Source organism: Tsuneonella sp. HG222, from assembly GCF_053819185.1.
Window position 1 is genome coordinate 941,933 of the sequence record NZ_JBSOQZ010000001.1, and the last position, 14,960, is coordinate 956,892.

General features: G+C 67.4%; 18 protein-coding genes. 13 read left to right on the forward strand and 5 right to left on the reverse strand.

Going from position 1 to position 14,960, the window contains the following annotated elements; translation table 11 throughout:
* Positions 1-3: 3 nt before the first annotated feature.
* The 4 genes from ACWPMZ_RS04715 to ACWPMZ_RS04730 all read left to right on the forward strand — a co-directional run bounded on the left by ACWPMZ_RS04715 (position 4) and on the right by ACWPMZ_RS04730 (position 2,539).
* Complete coding sequence (locus ACWPMZ_RS04715; RefSeq protein WP_455702857.1) at positions 4-483, forward strand: VOC family protein; 480 nt, start codon at positions 4-6, stop codon at positions 481-483.
* Positions 484-486: 3 nt separating this feature from the next.
* Positions 487-1,155: a dihydrofolate reductase family protein gene (locus ACWPMZ_RS04720; protein ID WP_455702858.1), complete on the forward strand. Its 669-nt coding sequence runs from the start codon at positions 487-489 to the stop codon at positions 1,153-1,155.
* Positions 1,156-1,157: 2 nt separating this feature from the next.
* Complete coding sequence (locus tag ACWPMZ_RS04725; protein ID WP_455704162.1) at positions 1,158-1,832, forward strand: glutathione S-transferase family protein; 675 nt, start codon at positions 1,158-1,160, stop codon at positions 1,830-1,832.
* Between the two features lie 74 nt (positions 1,833-1,906).
* Positions 1,907-2,539, forward strand: a complete 633-nt coding sequence (locus ACWPMZ_RS04730; protein WP_455702859.1) for a glutathione S-transferase family protein — start codon at positions 1,907-1,909, stop codon at positions 2,537-2,539.
* Here the strand turns inward: ACWPMZ_RS04730 and ACWPMZ_RS04735 are convergent.
* Positions 2,536-3,138: a J domain-containing protein gene (locus ACWPMZ_RS04735; protein ID WP_455702860.1), complete on the reverse strand. Its 603-nt coding sequence runs from the start codon at positions 3,136-3,138 to the stop codon at positions 2,536-2,538. The genes ACWPMZ_RS04730 and ACWPMZ_RS04735 overlap by 4 nt on opposite strands.
* Positions 3,139-3,178: 40 nt before the next feature.
* Between ACWPMZ_RS04735 and ACWPMZ_RS04740 the strand changes: the two genes are divergently transcribed.
* From ACWPMZ_RS04740 to ACWPMZ_RS04755, 4 genes are read left to right on the forward strand one after another with little or no spacing between them, the layout of a single operon-like run.
* Positions 3,179-3,469 carry a BolA family protein gene (locus ACWPMZ_RS04740; RefSeq protein WP_455702861.1) on the forward strand — a complete coding sequence of 97 codons (291 nt, stop codon included), beginning with the start codon at positions 3,179-3,181 and terminating at the stop codon, positions 3,467-3,469.
* Positions 3,466-4,173 (forward strand): glutathione S-transferase, encoded by a 708-nt coding sequence (locus ACWPMZ_RS04745; protein WP_455702862.1) that lies wholly within the window; start codon positions 3,466-3,468, stop codon positions 4,171-4,173. Before ACWPMZ_RS04740 ends, ACWPMZ_RS04745 begins: the two co-directional genes overlap by 4 nt.
* Before the next feature lie 13 nt (positions 4,174-4,186).
* Positions 4,187-5,071 (forward strand): pirin family protein, encoded by an 885-nt coding sequence (locus ACWPMZ_RS04750; protein WP_455702863.1) that lies wholly within the window; start codon positions 4,187-4,189, stop codon positions 5,069-5,071.
* Positions 5,071-5,949 carry an alpha/beta fold hydrolase gene (locus ACWPMZ_RS04755; RefSeq protein ID WP_455702864.1) on the forward strand — a complete coding sequence of 293 codons (879 nt, stop codon included), beginning with the start codon at positions 5,071-5,073 and terminating at the stop codon, positions 5,947-5,949. The genes ACWPMZ_RS04750 and ACWPMZ_RS04755 overlap by 1 nt, the downstream gene beginning before the upstream one ends.
* A 10-nt stretch (positions 5,950-5,959) precedes the next feature.
* On the opposite strand, the gene ACWPMZ_RS04760 is transcribed toward ACWPMZ_RS04755, so the two are convergent.
* Positions 5,960-7,030: a DUF2332 domain-containing protein gene (locus tag ACWPMZ_RS04760; protein WP_455702865.1), complete on the reverse strand. Its 1,071-nt coding sequence runs from the start codon at positions 7,028-7,030 to the stop codon at positions 5,960-5,962.
* Between the two features lie 44 nt (positions 7,031-7,074).
* Between ACWPMZ_RS04760 and hisG the strand changes: the two genes are divergently transcribed.
* Genes hisG through nusB form a run of 3 tightly spaced genes read left to right on the forward strand, consistent with a single transcriptional unit; the run spans position 7,075 to position 9,493 of the window.
* Entirely contained in the window at positions 7,075-7,746 is a 672-nt protein-coding gene (gene hisG / locus ACWPMZ_RS04765) for an ATP phosphoribosyltransferase (RefSeq protein ID WP_455702866.1), read from the forward strand.
* Positions 7,746-9,038 carry a histidinol dehydrogenase gene (hisD, locus tag ACWPMZ_RS04770; RefSeq protein ID WP_455702867.1) on the forward strand — a complete coding sequence of 431 codons (1,293 nt, stop codon included), beginning with the start codon at positions 7,746-7,748 and terminating at the stop codon, positions 9,036-9,038. The genes hisG and hisD overlap by 1 nt, the downstream gene beginning before the upstream one ends.
* Positions 9,035-9,493 carry a transcription antitermination factor NusB gene (gene nusB, locus ACWPMZ_RS04775; protein WP_455702868.1) on the forward strand — a complete coding sequence of 153 codons (459 nt, stop codon included), beginning with the start codon at positions 9,035-9,037 and terminating at the stop codon, positions 9,491-9,493. The genes hisD and nusB overlap by 4 nt, the downstream gene beginning before the upstream one ends.
* Here nusB and ACWPMZ_RS04780 read toward each other — a convergent pair whose 3' ends face one another.
* Positions 9,494-10,327, reverse strand: a complete 834-nt coding sequence (locus ACWPMZ_RS04780; protein ID WP_455702869.1) for a S1/P1 nuclease — start codon at positions 10,325-10,327, stop codon at positions 9,494-9,496.
* A 58-nt stretch (positions 10,328-10,385) separates the two neighbouring features.
* Between ACWPMZ_RS04780 and thiL the strand changes: the two genes are divergently transcribed.
* Entirely contained in the window at positions 10,386-11,252 is an 867-nt protein-coding gene (thiL, locus tag ACWPMZ_RS04785; protein WP_455702870.1) for a thiamine-phosphate kinase, read from the forward strand.
* Between the two features lie 3 nt (positions 11,253-11,255).
* On the opposite strand, the gene ACWPMZ_RS04790 is transcribed toward thiL, so the two are convergent.
* Together ACWPMZ_RS04790 and ACWPMZ_RS04795 are read right to left on the reverse strand one after the other, a co-directional pair.
* Positions 11,256-12,272, reverse strand: coding sequence for a fatty acid desaturase (locus ACWPMZ_RS04790; protein WP_455702871.1), 1,017 nt, complete (start codon positions 12,270-12,272; stop codon positions 11,256-11,258).
* Positions 12,272-12,469 (reverse strand): hypothetical protein, encoded by a 198-nt coding sequence (locus ACWPMZ_RS04795; RefSeq protein ID WP_455702872.1) that lies wholly within the window; start codon positions 12,467-12,469, stop codon positions 12,272-12,274. Before ACWPMZ_RS04795 ends, ACWPMZ_RS04790 begins: the two co-directional genes overlap by 1 nt.
* Positions 12,470-12,702: 233 nt before the next feature.
* On the opposite strand from ACWPMZ_RS04795, the gene ACWPMZ_RS04800 reads away from it, so the two are divergent.
* Positions 12,703-14,847 (forward strand): sodium-translocating pyrophosphatase, encoded by a 2,145-nt coding sequence (locus ACWPMZ_RS04800; RefSeq protein ID WP_455702873.1) that lies wholly within the window; start codon positions 12,703-12,705, stop codon positions 14,845-14,847.
* The last annotated feature ends 113 nt before the right edge of the window (positions 14,848-14,960 follow it).

The following is a 14,960-nucleotide window of genomic DNA, read 5'->3' on the forward strand; positions in this document are numbered from 1 at the left end:
GCAATGAGCGAGAAGATGACCACCGTGCTGTGGTACGACGGCACGGCAGAGGAAGCTGCGCAGTTCTATGCCGAGACGTTTCCCGACAGTTCCGTCGGCACCGTCTTTCGCGCCCCGGCGGATTTCCCCGGCGGAAAGAAGGGCGATGCGCTCACCGTCGAATTCACGCTGATGGGGCGGAGTTTTTCGGGCCTCAACGGCGGCGACATTTTCAAGCCCAACGAGAGCGTGAGCTTCATGGTCGTGACCGAGGACCAGAAGGAGACGGACCGTTACTGGAACGCCATCGTCGGCAACGGCGGGCAGGAAAGCCAGTGCGGCTGGTGCAAGGACAAGTGGGGCTTCAACTGGCAGATTACCCCGCGCACGCTGCTGGAATCGCAGCAGGCGGGCGGCGATGAAGCGGCCCGCGCATTCGAAGCGATGATGACGATGCGCAAGATCGACGTCGCCGCCATCGATGCCGCGCGCAAGGGCAGCTGACGCATGGCCCGGCGTATCCTGGGCACCGTGTTTCAGACGCTCGACGGCGTGATGCAGGCGCCGGGCGGGCCGAGCGAGGACCCGACCGATGGCTTCGACCTTGGCGGGTGGCAATTCGGCTTTCCCGACGAGGAAGCGGGCGAAGCGATCGGCGAAAGCCTGCAGCCGCCCTACGCCCTGCTGCTGGGGCGCCGGACCTACGACATCTTTGCCTCCTACTGGCCGTATCACGACGGTGACGACAAGGAGGTGGCCGACCAGTTCAACGCGGCGGAGAAGTTCGTCATGACCCGGTCGGATGCGCCGCTCGATTGGGCAGGGAGCCGGCGGATCGGCAGTTTCGAGGAACTGGCCGAGGTGAAGGCGGGCGAGGGGCCGGACCTGCAGATCTGGGGCAGCAGCACGCTTTACCCCGGGCTGATGCAGCGCGGCCTGCTCGACCGGATGACCCTGCTGACCTATCCGCTGGTGTTGGGCAAGGGCAAGCACACCTTCCATGACGGCGCGCCGCCCACGACGATGCGGCTGGTCTCCGGCCGGATGACCGCCAGGGGCACCGCCGTCGCGACCTTCGAACCGACGCCCGGCATTGCACAAGGCGACAGTCCGCCCGCGCAATCAAATCCGAGCGAGGAGCGGCGCCAGAGCGCGATCGCCCGGGGCGACTGGTGAGCATGGAGCTCTACGGCCACCTGTTCTCGTCCTACACCTGGAAGGCGCTGATCCCGCTCTATGCGAACGGAACGCAGTTCACCTTCCGCGAGATCGGCCCGGCGGGAAGCGAGGAGGCGAATGCTTTCGTTCATGCCGAGCATCCAGCGGGCAAGTTCCCGATCCTGGCCGACGGCGAGACCGTGGTGATCGAGGCGACCGCGATCGTCGAGTACCTCGCCGTCCATCATCCCGGGCCGGCGCCGCTCATCCCCGCCGACCCGGCCGAAGCGGCGCAGGCCCGGATGATCGACCGGGTGTTCGACAACTACCTGGAAAGCAACTTCCAGCGCATCGTCGGCGCCTACCTGACCAACACCGAAGTCGGGAAGACGCCCATCGTCGGCGAGCCGATCATGGCCGAGGTCGAGGCCGGCAAGGCAGGATTGCGCCGGGCCTATGCCTGGCTGGAGCGATGGCTGGGGTCGCACGACCTGCCGACCGACGTGTCGCTAATCACCTGCGCCGCGGCCCCGGCGCTGTTCTATGCCGACTGGTGCGAGCCGATACCGGGCGATTGCCCGCGGCTCTGGGCATTGCGGGAACGGCTGCTCAAGCTGCCGCCCGTTGTGCGTTGCATCGACGATGCCGCCCCCTTCCGCGGCTACTTTCCGCCGGGGGGCGAATTGCGGCTGTAAGGGTGTTACGACCTTTCCTACAGGGCAGCGTTCTGTAAATGTTCTCCGCTTGCAATGTTGCCGGGAGCGATTCGATGGCTGCGATCACGTTCTTCTTCAATCCGATGAGCCGGGCGCAGATCGTGCGCTGGGCGCTGCATGAGGTCGGGGCAGATTACGATGCCGTGTTCGTCGACTGGGGCCACAAGCCGAAGGCGCTGCTCGACGCCAACCCGATGGGCAAGCTGCCGACGATCATCCATCACGACGGCGGCCACGATCGCGTCGTGACCGAGGCAGCTGCGATCTGCCATTACCTCGCGGCGGTGTACACTTCGTCTAACCTTTCGCCGCAGGACCATGAAAAGGCGGACTATTTCCGCTGGATGTTTTTCGCCGCGGGGCCGCTGGAACAGGCGGCCACGGCGAAGATGCTGGGCTGGCAGGTTCCGGCGAACCGCGAGGCCTCGGCCGGGTTCGGCACCTACGACCTGACGGTGGATACGCTGGAACACTGGTTCGACAGCCATGACTACGTCTGCGGCGACCGCTTCACGATGGCCGACGTCTATGTCGGAATGTCGGTCGATTGGGGGCTGAAGTTCGGGTTCCTGCCGGATCGCCCCTCCTTCCTCGCCTATGCAGAGCGCTTCCGCGCCCGTCCGGCCTATCGCGAGGCGAAGGCGATCGACGATGCGCTGATCGCTCAGGCCCAGAGCGAAGGCTAGGCGAAGGCGGCGGCCTTGCGCAGCAGCTGATAGGCCTCGATCACCCGTTGCAGGCGCACTTCGTGGCTGCGGTCGCCGCCGTTGCGGTCGGGGTGGTAGCGGCGGACGAGTTCGCTGTAGCGGCGGCGCAGCGCCGGCCGGTCGCTCTGCGCGGACAGGCCCATCACGCTCAGCGCCTCGTGCTCGCGCACGGTGAAGCGCGGGTGGGCCGCCTGCCAGGCGGCGCGGCGCTTCGCCTCGCCCGCCGCCCGCGCCTTGATGTCACCCGCGCGGGCGCCGATCGCGTCGAGCGGGTCGTCGAAGTCGGTCCAGCGCGGCATGCCGTTGGCGCCGGGGGTGAAGGCCCGGGTCTCGCGCGCCCAGCCGCCGAGCGGCGATTGCGCGGCGTAGATCTCCTCGGCGCTCATGCCCTCAAACCAGTCGTAGCCCGCGTTAAACTCGCGCACGTGGTCGAGGCAGAACCAGCGCCACTGGCCCGGCCCGTCGAACCCGGAAGACCGGCTGCCGGGCGCGCGGAACTCCCCCGCTTCGTCGCATCCGGGCGCCTCGCACGCGCGTTGGCTATCCTCGAACCTTCCATGGAACCTTGCGCTGCGCATTGGCTATAGGATGGGGAGACTCGCAAAAAAGGAAAGACCGTTGACCGGACAGGTTGCACAGGAAATCGAAAATCTGCTGCAGGAGGCCTTCGCGCCGACCCGGCTCGAGGTGATCAACGACAGCGCCAAGCACCATGGCCACATGGGCGACGACGGCAGCGGCGAATCGCACTTCACCCTGGTGGTCGAAAGCGCCGCGTTCGCCGGAAAGGGCCGGCTGGAACGCCAGCGAATGGTCAACCGCGCGTTAGGCGACATTCCGGGCCAGCGGGTCCACGCCATGGCAATCCGCGCCTTCGCTCCCGGAGAAGGCGGCGGGGACGGCGCGTGAGCATCCAGCTCTGGTACTGGCCGACGATCCCCGGCCGCGGCGAGTTCGTCCGCCTGTTCATGGAAGCCGCCGAGATCGACTACGAGGATGTCGCGCGCGACGAGAGTGCCGACGCGCTGGTCGAGGACCTGCACGCCCGCCAGGGCATCCGCCCGTTCGCGCCGCCCTACATCGTCGACGACGAGATCGTGATCGGCCAGACCGCGCTCATCCTCACCTATCTCAACGACCGCGAAGGGCTGGGCAGCGGCGACCTCGCGACCGATCTCGGCCTCGTCCAGCTGCAGTTCGACATCGCCGACTTCGTGGCCGAAGTGCATTCGGTCCACCACTCGATCGCCAGCGGCCTCTTCTATGCCGACCAGATGGATGCCGCTTACAGCCGCGCGGAGGACTTCCGCGCCAACCGGATCCCCAAGTGGCTAATCCATTTCGACAACGCGGTGGGCACCAACGGCGGGCCTTTCGTGCTGGGCGACCAGTGGAGCCATGTCGACACCAGCCTGTTCCAGGTGATGGAAGGGCTGGACTACATGTTCCCCAACTACATGAGGAAGATGCAGGGGACCTGGGCCTGGCTCGAAGGGCTGCAATCCGCGGTGCCGGAGATCGAGGGCCTGGCCGAATACCTGGCCAGCGAGCGGCGCATCGAATTCAACGAGGACGGCATCTTCCGCCACTACGAGGAGCTGGACGAACAATGACGGAGATTTGGCAATGAGCATCATCAAAACAGTCACCCCCGTCACTCACGATCTCGGCAGCTTCCAGGTGCGCCGCGCGGTGCCGAGCGTGGATTGCCGGATGGTGGGACCGTTCGTGTTCGTCGACCAGTTCGGCCCCGCACAACTGGCGCTGGGGGAGGGGATGGACGTGCGCCCGCACCCGCACATCAACCTCGCCACGGTCACCTGGCTGTTCGAGGGCGCGATCGACCACCGCGACAGCCTCGGCACCTACAGTACGATCCACCCCGGCACGGTCAACCTGATGACCGCCGGAAGCGGCATCGTCCATTCCGAACGAAGCCCGGCGAGCGAGCGGGCGGGCGGGCCCAAGCTGTACGGCATGCAGACCTGGCTCGCGCTGCCCGACGGGCAGGAAGAGATTGCCCCGGCCTTCGAAGCGGTGAGCGACCTGCCGGTGATCTCCGACGGCGGGGCCGAGGCGCGGATCATCATGGGCTCGCTGTGGGGCGAGCGCGCACGGACGACCTGCCATGCCGAAACGATCTACGCCGATATCGTGCTGGCCCCCGGCGCGTCGCTGCCGATCGAGGCGGAGGCGGACGAGCGCGCGGTAATGCTGGTCGGCGGCGAGGGCAGCCTCGATGGACAGCCCCTGTCCCTCTACACCCTCTATGTCCTCAAGCCGGGCGAGGCGATGACCCTGCAAAGCGAACGCGGCGGGCGCGCGATGCTGCTGGGCGGAGAGGCGTTCGCCACCCGGCGGCATGTCTGGTGGAATTTCGTCAGTTCGGACCGCGAGCGGATCGAACAGGCCAAGGCAGACTGGCGCGAAGGCCGTTTCGCGCCGGTGCCGGGTGACGAGGTGGAATTCATCCCGCTGCCCGAGAAGCCGATCACCGTCAGCTACCCCTGATGCATCGCGTCGCGCTGGCCAGCGGCGTCGAACTGGCGGTGGAAGACACCGGCCCGCGCGGCGCGCCGGCGCTGATCTTCCTGCATGGTTTTCCGGAGAACCACCGCACCTGGCGCCACCAGGTCGCGCATTTCTCGGATCGCTTCCGCTGCGTCGCGCCCGATCAGCGGGGCTACGGGCAGTCCTCCAGGCCGCCCGAAGTGAGCGACTACACCGCCGACAAGCTGGCCGGCGACGTGTTCCAGCTGGCCGATGCGCTGGGGATCGACCGCTTCACCATCGTCGGCCACGACTGGGGCGGGGCGATCGCGTGGATCGTCGCTGCGCTGGGGCAGGGCACCCGGGTCGAGCGCTGCGTGATCGCCAACGCGCCGCACCCGGCGATTTTCCAGCGGCTGCTGTGGACCGACCGGGCGCAACGCCGCGCGAGCCAGTACATGCGCGCCTTCCGCGATCCGGCCAACGACGAGCTGGTGCGCCAGCACGGCCTCGGCACGCTTCTCCTCAAGGCGCTCGACTGGTCGAAGCCTTCGCCCATGCCGCCCGAGGAACGTGCCATCCTGCTGGAGGAGTGGGCCGATCCCGAGCGGGCCTTCGCGATGCTCAACTGGTATCGGGCGAGCGCGATCGACGTGCCTCCCGCCGACGCGCCGCTGGCATTGCCCGAGGATTACGCGCCGTTTCCCTTGCCGCGCATTGCCATCCCGACATTGGTCGTCTGGGCGGAAGGGGACGAGGCCCTGCCGCTGGTCAACACCGAGGGCCTCAGCGACTGGGTCGGTGATCTGCGGCTGGTGACGGTGCCCGGCAGCGGCCATTTCGTCCCGTGGGAAGCGCCCGATGCGGTCAATGCCGCGATGGACGATTTCCTGCGCTGACGGTTGGCGGTCAGTCCGCCCCGCGCCATTCGACCCATGCGCCGTGCGGGTGCGCGGTCGAGAGCAGGACGGGCTCCTCGCCGCCGGGCCAGTAGCGCACCACGAGCTCGTGGCTGAACGTCGCCCGGTTGGTCTCCAGGCTGATCCAGGCGAGGGGAGTGTCGGCAGCGGCAGACTTCCCGGCCGCCAGCATCATCCGCTCGATCTCGGCCTTCGCGCTATCGGGGAGGTATTGCCACATCACCGTGTGGAACATCGTCCGCGTCACCCCCGATTGCTGCGGACGGGCCAGCATCTCGCGCACGAAATCCGCGGCGTCCTGGCGCACGACCTCCGGCGCGGCGCGCCCGGCCATCTCGATCGCCGCGTCGAGCCGCGCCATGCGCTCGGTGGCGTCGGCCCAGACATAGGCCTTGAGCCTGAGCGCCTGGTCCGGATCGCCGAGATCGATCGGCGCGAGGTCGCAGCCGCGCACCGATACGATCTCCACCGTAACCTGCGGCGGCGGATCGCCGCGCCACTCCGGCGCGATGGTCATCGGGGAGGCAGCCGGGCCTGCGGTCGTCCCGCCCAGATCGTAGCGATAGCGATCCATCATCGTGTTCACGCCCGCGCTGGCGCCGATCTCGTTCAGTTCGAACTTCGGCCCAAGCCGCTGAGACAGCCACAGCAGCCCCGCCATCACGCTGGCGGAACGGCCGGCCTCGTTGGTCTGGGGCGGCCCGTCGAGCCAGGGCATGAGGCGTGCGTCGAACATCTCGGCCATGCTGGCGACGATCGCGTTGATCGCGCGCTGATCGGTCAGCAGACCGGCGTAGACAGGTTCGAGCCGACGGTCCTCGCCGCTCAGGTAGAGCCAGTGCAGGCCGCCCGCGACACGCAGCGGCATCGCGTCGGCCAGCGACAGGCCCTGCCAGTTGGCCATCCGCCGCCCCGTCGCGCTCGGCCCGTCGAGGATCGCCAGCTCCGCGCGAATTACCCGCGCTGTGCAGGGCGCGCCCGCCTCCTCGCCGTGGCGGGCCTGCCACTCGATCGCCTCGCGGACGTCGGCGATTTCCATCACGGGCTTGCCCTCGGCCATTTGCGTTGCCCTTTCCCCGGTGCTTGCCTATCTGCGCCCCGACCATGACCGCGCCGCCGCCCCAACGCCCTCTCACGTTTGCCGTCCCCAAGGGCCGCATTCTCGACGAGGCACTGCCGCTGATGGCGCGCGCGGGCCTCGTGCCGGAAAGCGCTTTTCACGACAAGGGCAACCGGGCGCTGGCTTTTGCGTGCGAGGGCGGCCAGGCGCGCCTGATCCGGGTTCGCGCGTTCGACGTGGCGACTTTCGTGGCCTTCGGCGCGGCGCAGGCCGGGATCGTCGGCAGCGACGTGATTGACGAATTCGATTTCTCCGAGCTCTATGCCCCGGTCGACCTGGGCATCGGGCGCTGCCGCCTTTCGGTGGCCGAGCCGCGCGACACCGCGCCCTACAATCCGGGCAACCCCAGCCACCTGCGGGTCGCCACCAAGTATCCCAACCTGACCAAGCGCTGGTTCGAGGCGCAGGGCATCCAGGCGGAATGCATCAAGCTGAACGGCGCGATGGAGCTGGCGCCCGGCCTGGGCCTGGCGGGGCGGATCGTCGACCTGGTATCGACCGGGCGCACGCTGGCGGACAACGGGCTGGTGGAGACCGACACCATCATGGACATTTCCGCGCGCCTGATCGTCAACCGCGCCGCGCTGAAGACCGACCCGCGCGTCGCCGCGCTGGTGGAACGGTTCCGCGCGCTGTCGGATGCGGACGCCGCCTGATGCAGCGCTTGAAGACCACCGACCCGGAGTTCGCCAGGAAGTTCCAGCGCATCGTCGACGACCGGCGCGAGAGTGGCGACAACGTCGCACGCACCGTGAGCGACATCCTCGAGAAGGTCCGCGGCCGGGGCGACGAGGCGCTGCAGGAAATGACTGCGCGCTACGACGGCCATTTTCTCACCGCCGACATCTCCAGCTGGCGCATCTCGAAGGACGAGTGCGAGATGGCCTTCCTCGCGCTCGACGCGAAGCTGCGCCAGGCGCTCGAACTGGCGGCGCAGCGCATCCGGGCCTATCACGAAAGCCAGCTTCCCGCCGACCGCGACTACGTCGACGATGCCGGCGTTCGGCTCGGGGCGAAGTGGCGTCCGGTCGATGCGGCGGGGCTCTACGTGCCCGGCGGCAGGGCGTCCTACCCCTCGTCCCTGCTGATGAACGCCATTCCGGCCCGGGTGGCAGGGGTCAAGCGGCTGGCGGTGGCCACGCCGACGCCCAAGGGCACCTGCAACCCGCTGGTGCTGGCTGCCGCGCACATCGCCGGGATCGACGAGATCTGGCGCATGGGCGGGGCGCAGGCGATCGGCGCGCTCGCCTATGGCACACAGCGGATCCGCCCGGTCGATGTGATCACCGGGCCGGGCAATGCCTTCGTCGCCGAAGCCAAGCGCCAGTTGTTCGGCGTGGTGGGTATCGACATGGTCGCCGGCCCGAGCGAGATCCTGGTCATCGCCGACAGCAGCAACGACCCTGACTGGATCGCCGCCGACCTGCTGAGCCAGGCCGAACACGATCCGGCCGCGCAGTCGATCCTGATCACCGACGACGAGGATTTCGCCGAGCAGGTGGAAGACCGCGTCGACGTACAGTGCGCGATGCTTTCGACCAATCGCACGGCCAAGGCGAGCTGGACCGATCACGGCGTGATCATCCTGGTGCAGGATCTGGCCGAGGCCGTCGGCCTCGCCAATCGCCTGGCGGCCGAGCACGTCGAACTCGCGGTCGAGGATCCCGAGGCCATGTTTGCCGAACTGCGCCATGCGGGCAGCGTGTTCCTGGGGCGCCATACGCCCGAGGCGGTCGGCGATTACGTCGCGGGGCCCAACCACGTCCTGCCCACGGGCCGCCGCGCGCGGTTCGCCAGCGGGTTGTCTGTGCTCGATTTCATGAAGCGCACGAGCTTCATCCAGCTCGACCGCGCGGCGCTCGAACAGATCGGCCCCGCCGCCATCGCGCTGGCCGAGGCGGAAGGTCTGCCGGCCCACGCTGAATCCGTGAAGGTCCGTCTCAAGTGAGTTCCAAAGGCAATCGGCGCTCCCAGGCCCGTTCCGCCGCCCGCCTCGCGGCGGTGCAGGCGCTGTACCAGTACCAGATGGAAGGGACCGGCTCGGCGCGATTGCTCGACGAGTTCCACCAGCACCGGCTCGGCCGCGAGATCGAGGACGCGCAATATGCCGACGCCGACGTCGACTTCTTCGACGACGTGGTCAGCGGCACGATCGCCCGCATCGAGGAGATCGACGCCCTGCTGACCGAGCGTCTGGCCGAGGGCTGGACTATCGCCCGGCTCGACCGGACGATGCTGCAGATCCTTCGCGCCGGGGCCTACGAATTGCTTGCCCGGGCCGACATTCCGGTCGGCACCGCGATCAGCGAATACGTCGACGTGGCGCACGCCTTCTTCGAACAGCGCGAGGCCAAGTTCGTCAACGGCGTGCTCGACGGCGTGGCCAAGGCCGTGCGCAGCTAGCTAGCGCGCTTCGGCGAACACCCAGTCCAGATAGGCCGCCATGCGGATGCCGGCCTGCTGCAGGCGCTGCTCCATCGCGGCGTTCCAGTCGTAGGTGTAGAGGTACTGCAGCTTGAACGGCGCCTCCACCGTGCCGTTGCCGAATTCCGCCGTCGCCGTGGGGTAGATCCGGTTGCGCAGGGCGATGCTCTCGTCGAGCCAGATCGCCGGCCGCGGCTCCCACCATTCGACCACCTGCTCGGGCTTCATCCGGCCCTCGAGCCGCTCGGCATACTCGCTGTAGCTGAGCGCCTGTTTCTCGATCATGCCCACGTCCCACACCCAGTGCAGGTTGGTGCGTACGGGGTTGTCGAACCACAGGACCTGTACGTCGTTGCCGCCGCGGTCGCCGTCCTTCCCTACGTGGAGCGGCTGGTGGAGGTCGCCCACGATGTGCACCACGAACCGAAGCGCCAGCTCGCGCCTTTCGGGCGTGGTGGCGGGATCGCGCAGTTCGCGGGTGAACATCTCAAGGGCCGTCACGGCATCGCCCTCGGGCGGGTGGACCAGGTCCTCGGCACCGTCCGCGGCATCGGCCAGGGTGACGAAATGCCAGGGGTAAGAGGTGCGCCGCCAGAACTCTTCCCGGCCCGAGCGCTGCTCGTCGGGCCATGTCGAGGCTTCGGGCAGCTGCTCGTGGTTGAGGATCTGCTCGATCCTCGCGCGTGTCTGGCCGCTGACGTTATCCTGCGCTATCTGCGCGGTGATGCGATGGCCGACCGGACCCCAGGCGCCGACCGGGGTGGCGGAGGCGAGCAGCCCGGCAGTGGCGGTGACAAGGGCAAGGGTCTTCATGCGTGCGAATCCCGATAGTGCATTTCGTTGCCCCGTCGCTTAGCGAAATGACCGCCGGATGAAAGGGGAAGCCGCCTTCATAGCCGCCCTGCGGCAGATCGCGCGCGATCCCGCGGCCCGGGGCTTGGACGACGATTGCGCAGTTCTTCCGCTCGGCGCCGAGATGCTGGTGCTGACCCATGACGCGATGGTCGAGGGGGTCCACTCGCTGCCCGGCCAGGACCTGGCCGATGTCGCGTGGAAGCTGGTGGCGAGCAACCTGTCCGACCTTGCGGCCAAGGGCGCGCGGCCGATTGGCGTCCTGCTGGGACACACACTCGGCGAAGGGGATGACCGCTTCCTGGCCGGGCTGGAGGAAGTGCTCGGCCATTACGGCGTGCCGCTGCTCGGCGGAGACACCGTGAGCGGAACCGGTGCGCGCACCTGGGGCCTGACCGCCATCGGCACGGCGACCCACGTTCCCGTCCCCTCGCGCAGCGGAGCAAGGCCGAGCGACGAGGTCTGGATAACCGGCGCGCTGGGCGGCGCGATGATCGGATTCGAAGCGATGCGCGGCGGCCTGGCCGCCGATACGATGCGCTATCGCCGCCCGATGGCGCGGCTGATCGAAGGCGAGTTGCTCGCGCCCCTCGTCACCGCGATGATGGACATTTCCGACGGCCTGCTGCTCGATGCGTCCCGCATGGCACAGGCCAGCGGAGTGACGATCGAGATCGATGGCAGCGCGGTGCCCGTTCAGGCCCCCGAGGAACGGCGCGAGGACGCCATGCGCTGGGGCGACGATTACGAGTTGCTGTTCACCCTGCCGCGCGGCAGCGAAGCGCCGGTTGCGGCGTCCAGGATCGGGCGCGTGGGCGAAGGCGGGGGCTCACCCGTGCTGGTCGACGGGCGCGAGCCGCAGGGAAAACTGGGTTACGAGCACTGAGGCTCAGAGCGCGCTGCAGTCCACTCCGCGCTTCTCCAGCAGGGGCTTCATTTCATAGTACGCGTACTTGGTCGCGTGGTTGGGGATGCCCGGGTAGAGATGGTGGACGATGTGGTACTGCATCCCGAGCGACAGCCAGTGCCCGACGCGGGTGCTGAACACGCGGGTGTTGGTATAGCGGTCGAGCCCGTCGCGCGGATGGTGCGGCGCCCAGCTGAGCCAGTAGCGGATGTAGCTGAGACCCAGGTGCCGCGGCAGCCAGAAGAGGAACGCGGCCTCGAAGGCATGACCCGACCAGGCGAGCGCGAACATGAAGCCCATGCTGCCCAGTTGCAGCAGCATCGTATCGCGCAAGGCGACCTTGGCGGCCGGCGTGCCGATCCGTTCGAGACAGCGCTTGTAATGGTGGATCGATCCGTCCGCCCCCGGTTGCCGGTTGAGCCAGGTCTTGATCCACGCCTTGAAGCTGCTGTCGGCCCCGTCGGTGTAGTCGGGATCGTTCTCGGGGTGATTGGTGTGATAGTGGTGATGCAAGTGCATCAGCCGCGCCATCGAGAACGGGAAGATCAGGATGATCGTGGCGACCTGTCCCACCGCCTCGTTCCAGAAGTGATACTTGGTTCCGGGCCGCCCGATGTTGTTGTGCATCGCCTCGTGGCTCGGCACGTAGCCGACCGCGGCGATGAACGTGGCAAACAGAAACCACGGCCAGATCGGCGTGATGTCCAGCATCGTGAGCGGAAAGCTGGCGATCCACAGCGCGAAGCAGGCGAGCGTGACCACGGTGTAGATCCGCATCTGCCTGGGGTCGGACAGCCAGCGGGCGGCGACCTCGCGCTCCTGCATCCGCAGGCTGACACGCACGTGCTTGTCGAGCTCGGGCGCCGTGCGCCACTGGAACACCGGCTCGTGCCCGGCGGCATCGCCCCGGTCGCGGGTGACGCCGCCTTCGATCAGGCCGCCTTCGGGCAGGGCCTCGATCGTCTCGTCGCGGGCGAGATCGTCAAGCGGGCGGTCCATCAGATCCACCGGCCCTTGATGTTGGCGTAGAGGCCCCAGGCGCCGCCGAAGATCAGCCCGAAAGCAAGTGTGGAGAGGCCGAACGGGGCGCCGATGTCCCAGTAGTCCATCGACTGGGCGGTGAGCGGCGCGATGAAACCGATCCCGAACAGGAACGGCATCCACAGCAACAGCTTCCTGATGATCACGATCCCCATCGATGGTTACCGTATTATATACCATCGTGACCCGCAATATTCCTAGAATCCCTGTATGATTCCGGAACGCCGGGCGTGGTATTCGCGCCACGCCGCCGGCGGGCGCTGGCATCGTGGAGAAGCCGGCGGGATGGCCCGATTGCCCCTTGCGCCTCGCCCGCGTGCCCTATAGCCAACCGCTTCCCCTCGCGAAGACGGTGGGGAGTAGGGATTCAAGAGGGGGAAGGTCACTCATGGACCTCGTAGTCATTTCTATCGTTCTGGGCCTGCTGGCGATCGTCTACGGTTTCGTCACCAGCCGCCAGGTGCTCGGCAGTTCGGCCGGCTCCGAAAAGATGCAGGAAATTGCCGCTGCGATCCAGGAAGGCGCGCAGGCCTATCTGAAGCGCCAGTACACCACGATCGCCATTGTCGGCATCGTCGTGGCGATACTCGTCGGCCTCTTCCTCGGTCCCATCAGCGCCACAGGCTTCGTGATCGGTGCCGTGCTTTCGGGCGTCGCCGGGTTCATCGGGATGAATATCTCGGTACGCTCCAACGTCCGCACCGCGGCCGCCGCCCAGAAGGGCCTGCAGGAAGGCCTGACCCTGGCGTTTCGCGCCGGCGCCATCACCGGCATGCTGGTAGCGGGTCTCGCGCTGCTTGCCATCGCGGTGTTCTTCTACGTTCTCGTCGGCTCGATGGGCTTCGAGGCCAATAGCCGCGTCGTCGTCGATGCGCTGGTCGCGCTGGCCTTCGGCGCCTCGTTGATCTCGATCTTCGCGCGCCTCGGCGGCGGCATCTTCACCAAGGCGGCGGACGTCGGCGCCGACCTCGTCGGCAAGGTCGAGGCCGGAATCCCCGAGGACGATCCGCGCAACCCGGCCGTCATCGCCGACAACGTGGGCGACAATGTGGGCGACTGCGCCGGCATGGCCGCCGACCTGTTCGAAACCTACGTCGTGACCGTGGGCGCCACGATGGTGCTTACCGCGCTGCTCATGAAGGGCCTTGGCGACCTGCTGCTGCCGATGATGTCGCTGCCGCTGCTGATCGGCGGAGCGTGCATCGTCACCTCGATCATCGGCACCTACTTCGTCCGCCTGGGCGGCGGCACGAACGTGATGGGCGCGATGTACAAGGGCTTCCTGGTCACCGCCGTGCTCTCGGTCCCGCTGATCGCCTTGGTCATCGACTACGCGATCGGCCTCGACACGACCATCGGCCGCAGCCTCGAAGGCGTCGACCTGGGTGAACCAGTGGCGACGGAAGGCCTGGCCGAACAGGTCGTCAGCTTCACCGGCTGGGACTTGTTCTGGTGCTCGCTGCTCGGCCTGGTCATCACCGGCCTGATCATCTGGATCACCGAATACTACACCGGCACCAAGTACCGCCCGGTCAAGTCGATCGCCAAGGCGTCGGAAACCGGCCACGGCACAAACGTCATCCAGGGCCTGGCTATCTCGCTCGAAGCGACCGCGCTGCCGACGCTGGTGATCGTTGCGGGCATCATCATCGCGTACCAGCTCGCCGGCCTCATCGGCATTGCCTATGCGGCGACCGCGATGCTGGCGCTCGCCGGCATGGTCGTAGCGCTCGACGCCTACGGCCCGGTGACGGACAACGCCGGCGGTATCGCGGAAATGGCCGGTCTCGACGACAGCGTGCGCGAGAAGACCGATCTGCTCGACGCCGTAGGGAATACCACCAAGGCGGTGACCAAGGGCTACGCCATCGGTTCGGCAGGCCTCGCAGCGCTGGTCCTGTTCGCCGCCTACACCACCGACCTGGGCGAGTTCTTCCCCGACGTGGACGTCGATTTCAGCCTCGAGAATCCGTACGTCATCGTCGGCCTGCTGCTCGGCGCCCTGTTGCCGTACCTCTTCGCCGCAATGGGCATGACGGCTGTCGGACGCGCTGCGGGCGACGTGGTGATCGACGTACGCGAGCAGTTCCGCACCAATCCGGGCATCATGACCTACGAGTCCAAGCCCGACTATGCCCGCACCGTCGACCTGGTCACCAAGGCCGCCATCAAGGAGATGATCGTCCCCTCGATGCTGCCGGTGCTCGCGCCGATCGTGGTCTACTTCGTGATCACCGCGATCGCCGGGCAGCAGAACGGCTTCGCGGCCCTCGGCGCCCTGCTTCTCGGCGTGATCGTGGGCGGGCTGTTCGTCGCCCTGTCGATGACCGCCGGCGGCGGCGCGTGGGACAATGCCAAGAAGTACATCGAGGACGGCAATCACGGCGGAAAGGGCAGCGAAGCCCACAAGGCGGCCGTGACCGGAGACACGGTGGGCGATCCTTACAAAGATACTGCCGGTCCGGCGGTCAATCCGATGATCAAGATCACCAACATCGTCGCCCTGCTGCTGCTGGCCGCTCTCGCGGGCTGACACGGCAGGCAACGAACCCGAACCCCGCCGGGAGTGATCCCGGCGGGGTTTTTCTTTGCCTGCCGCACGGTCGTTAACTGTTCTTTCGGCTTGCCCGCCTAGGAAAAGGGCCA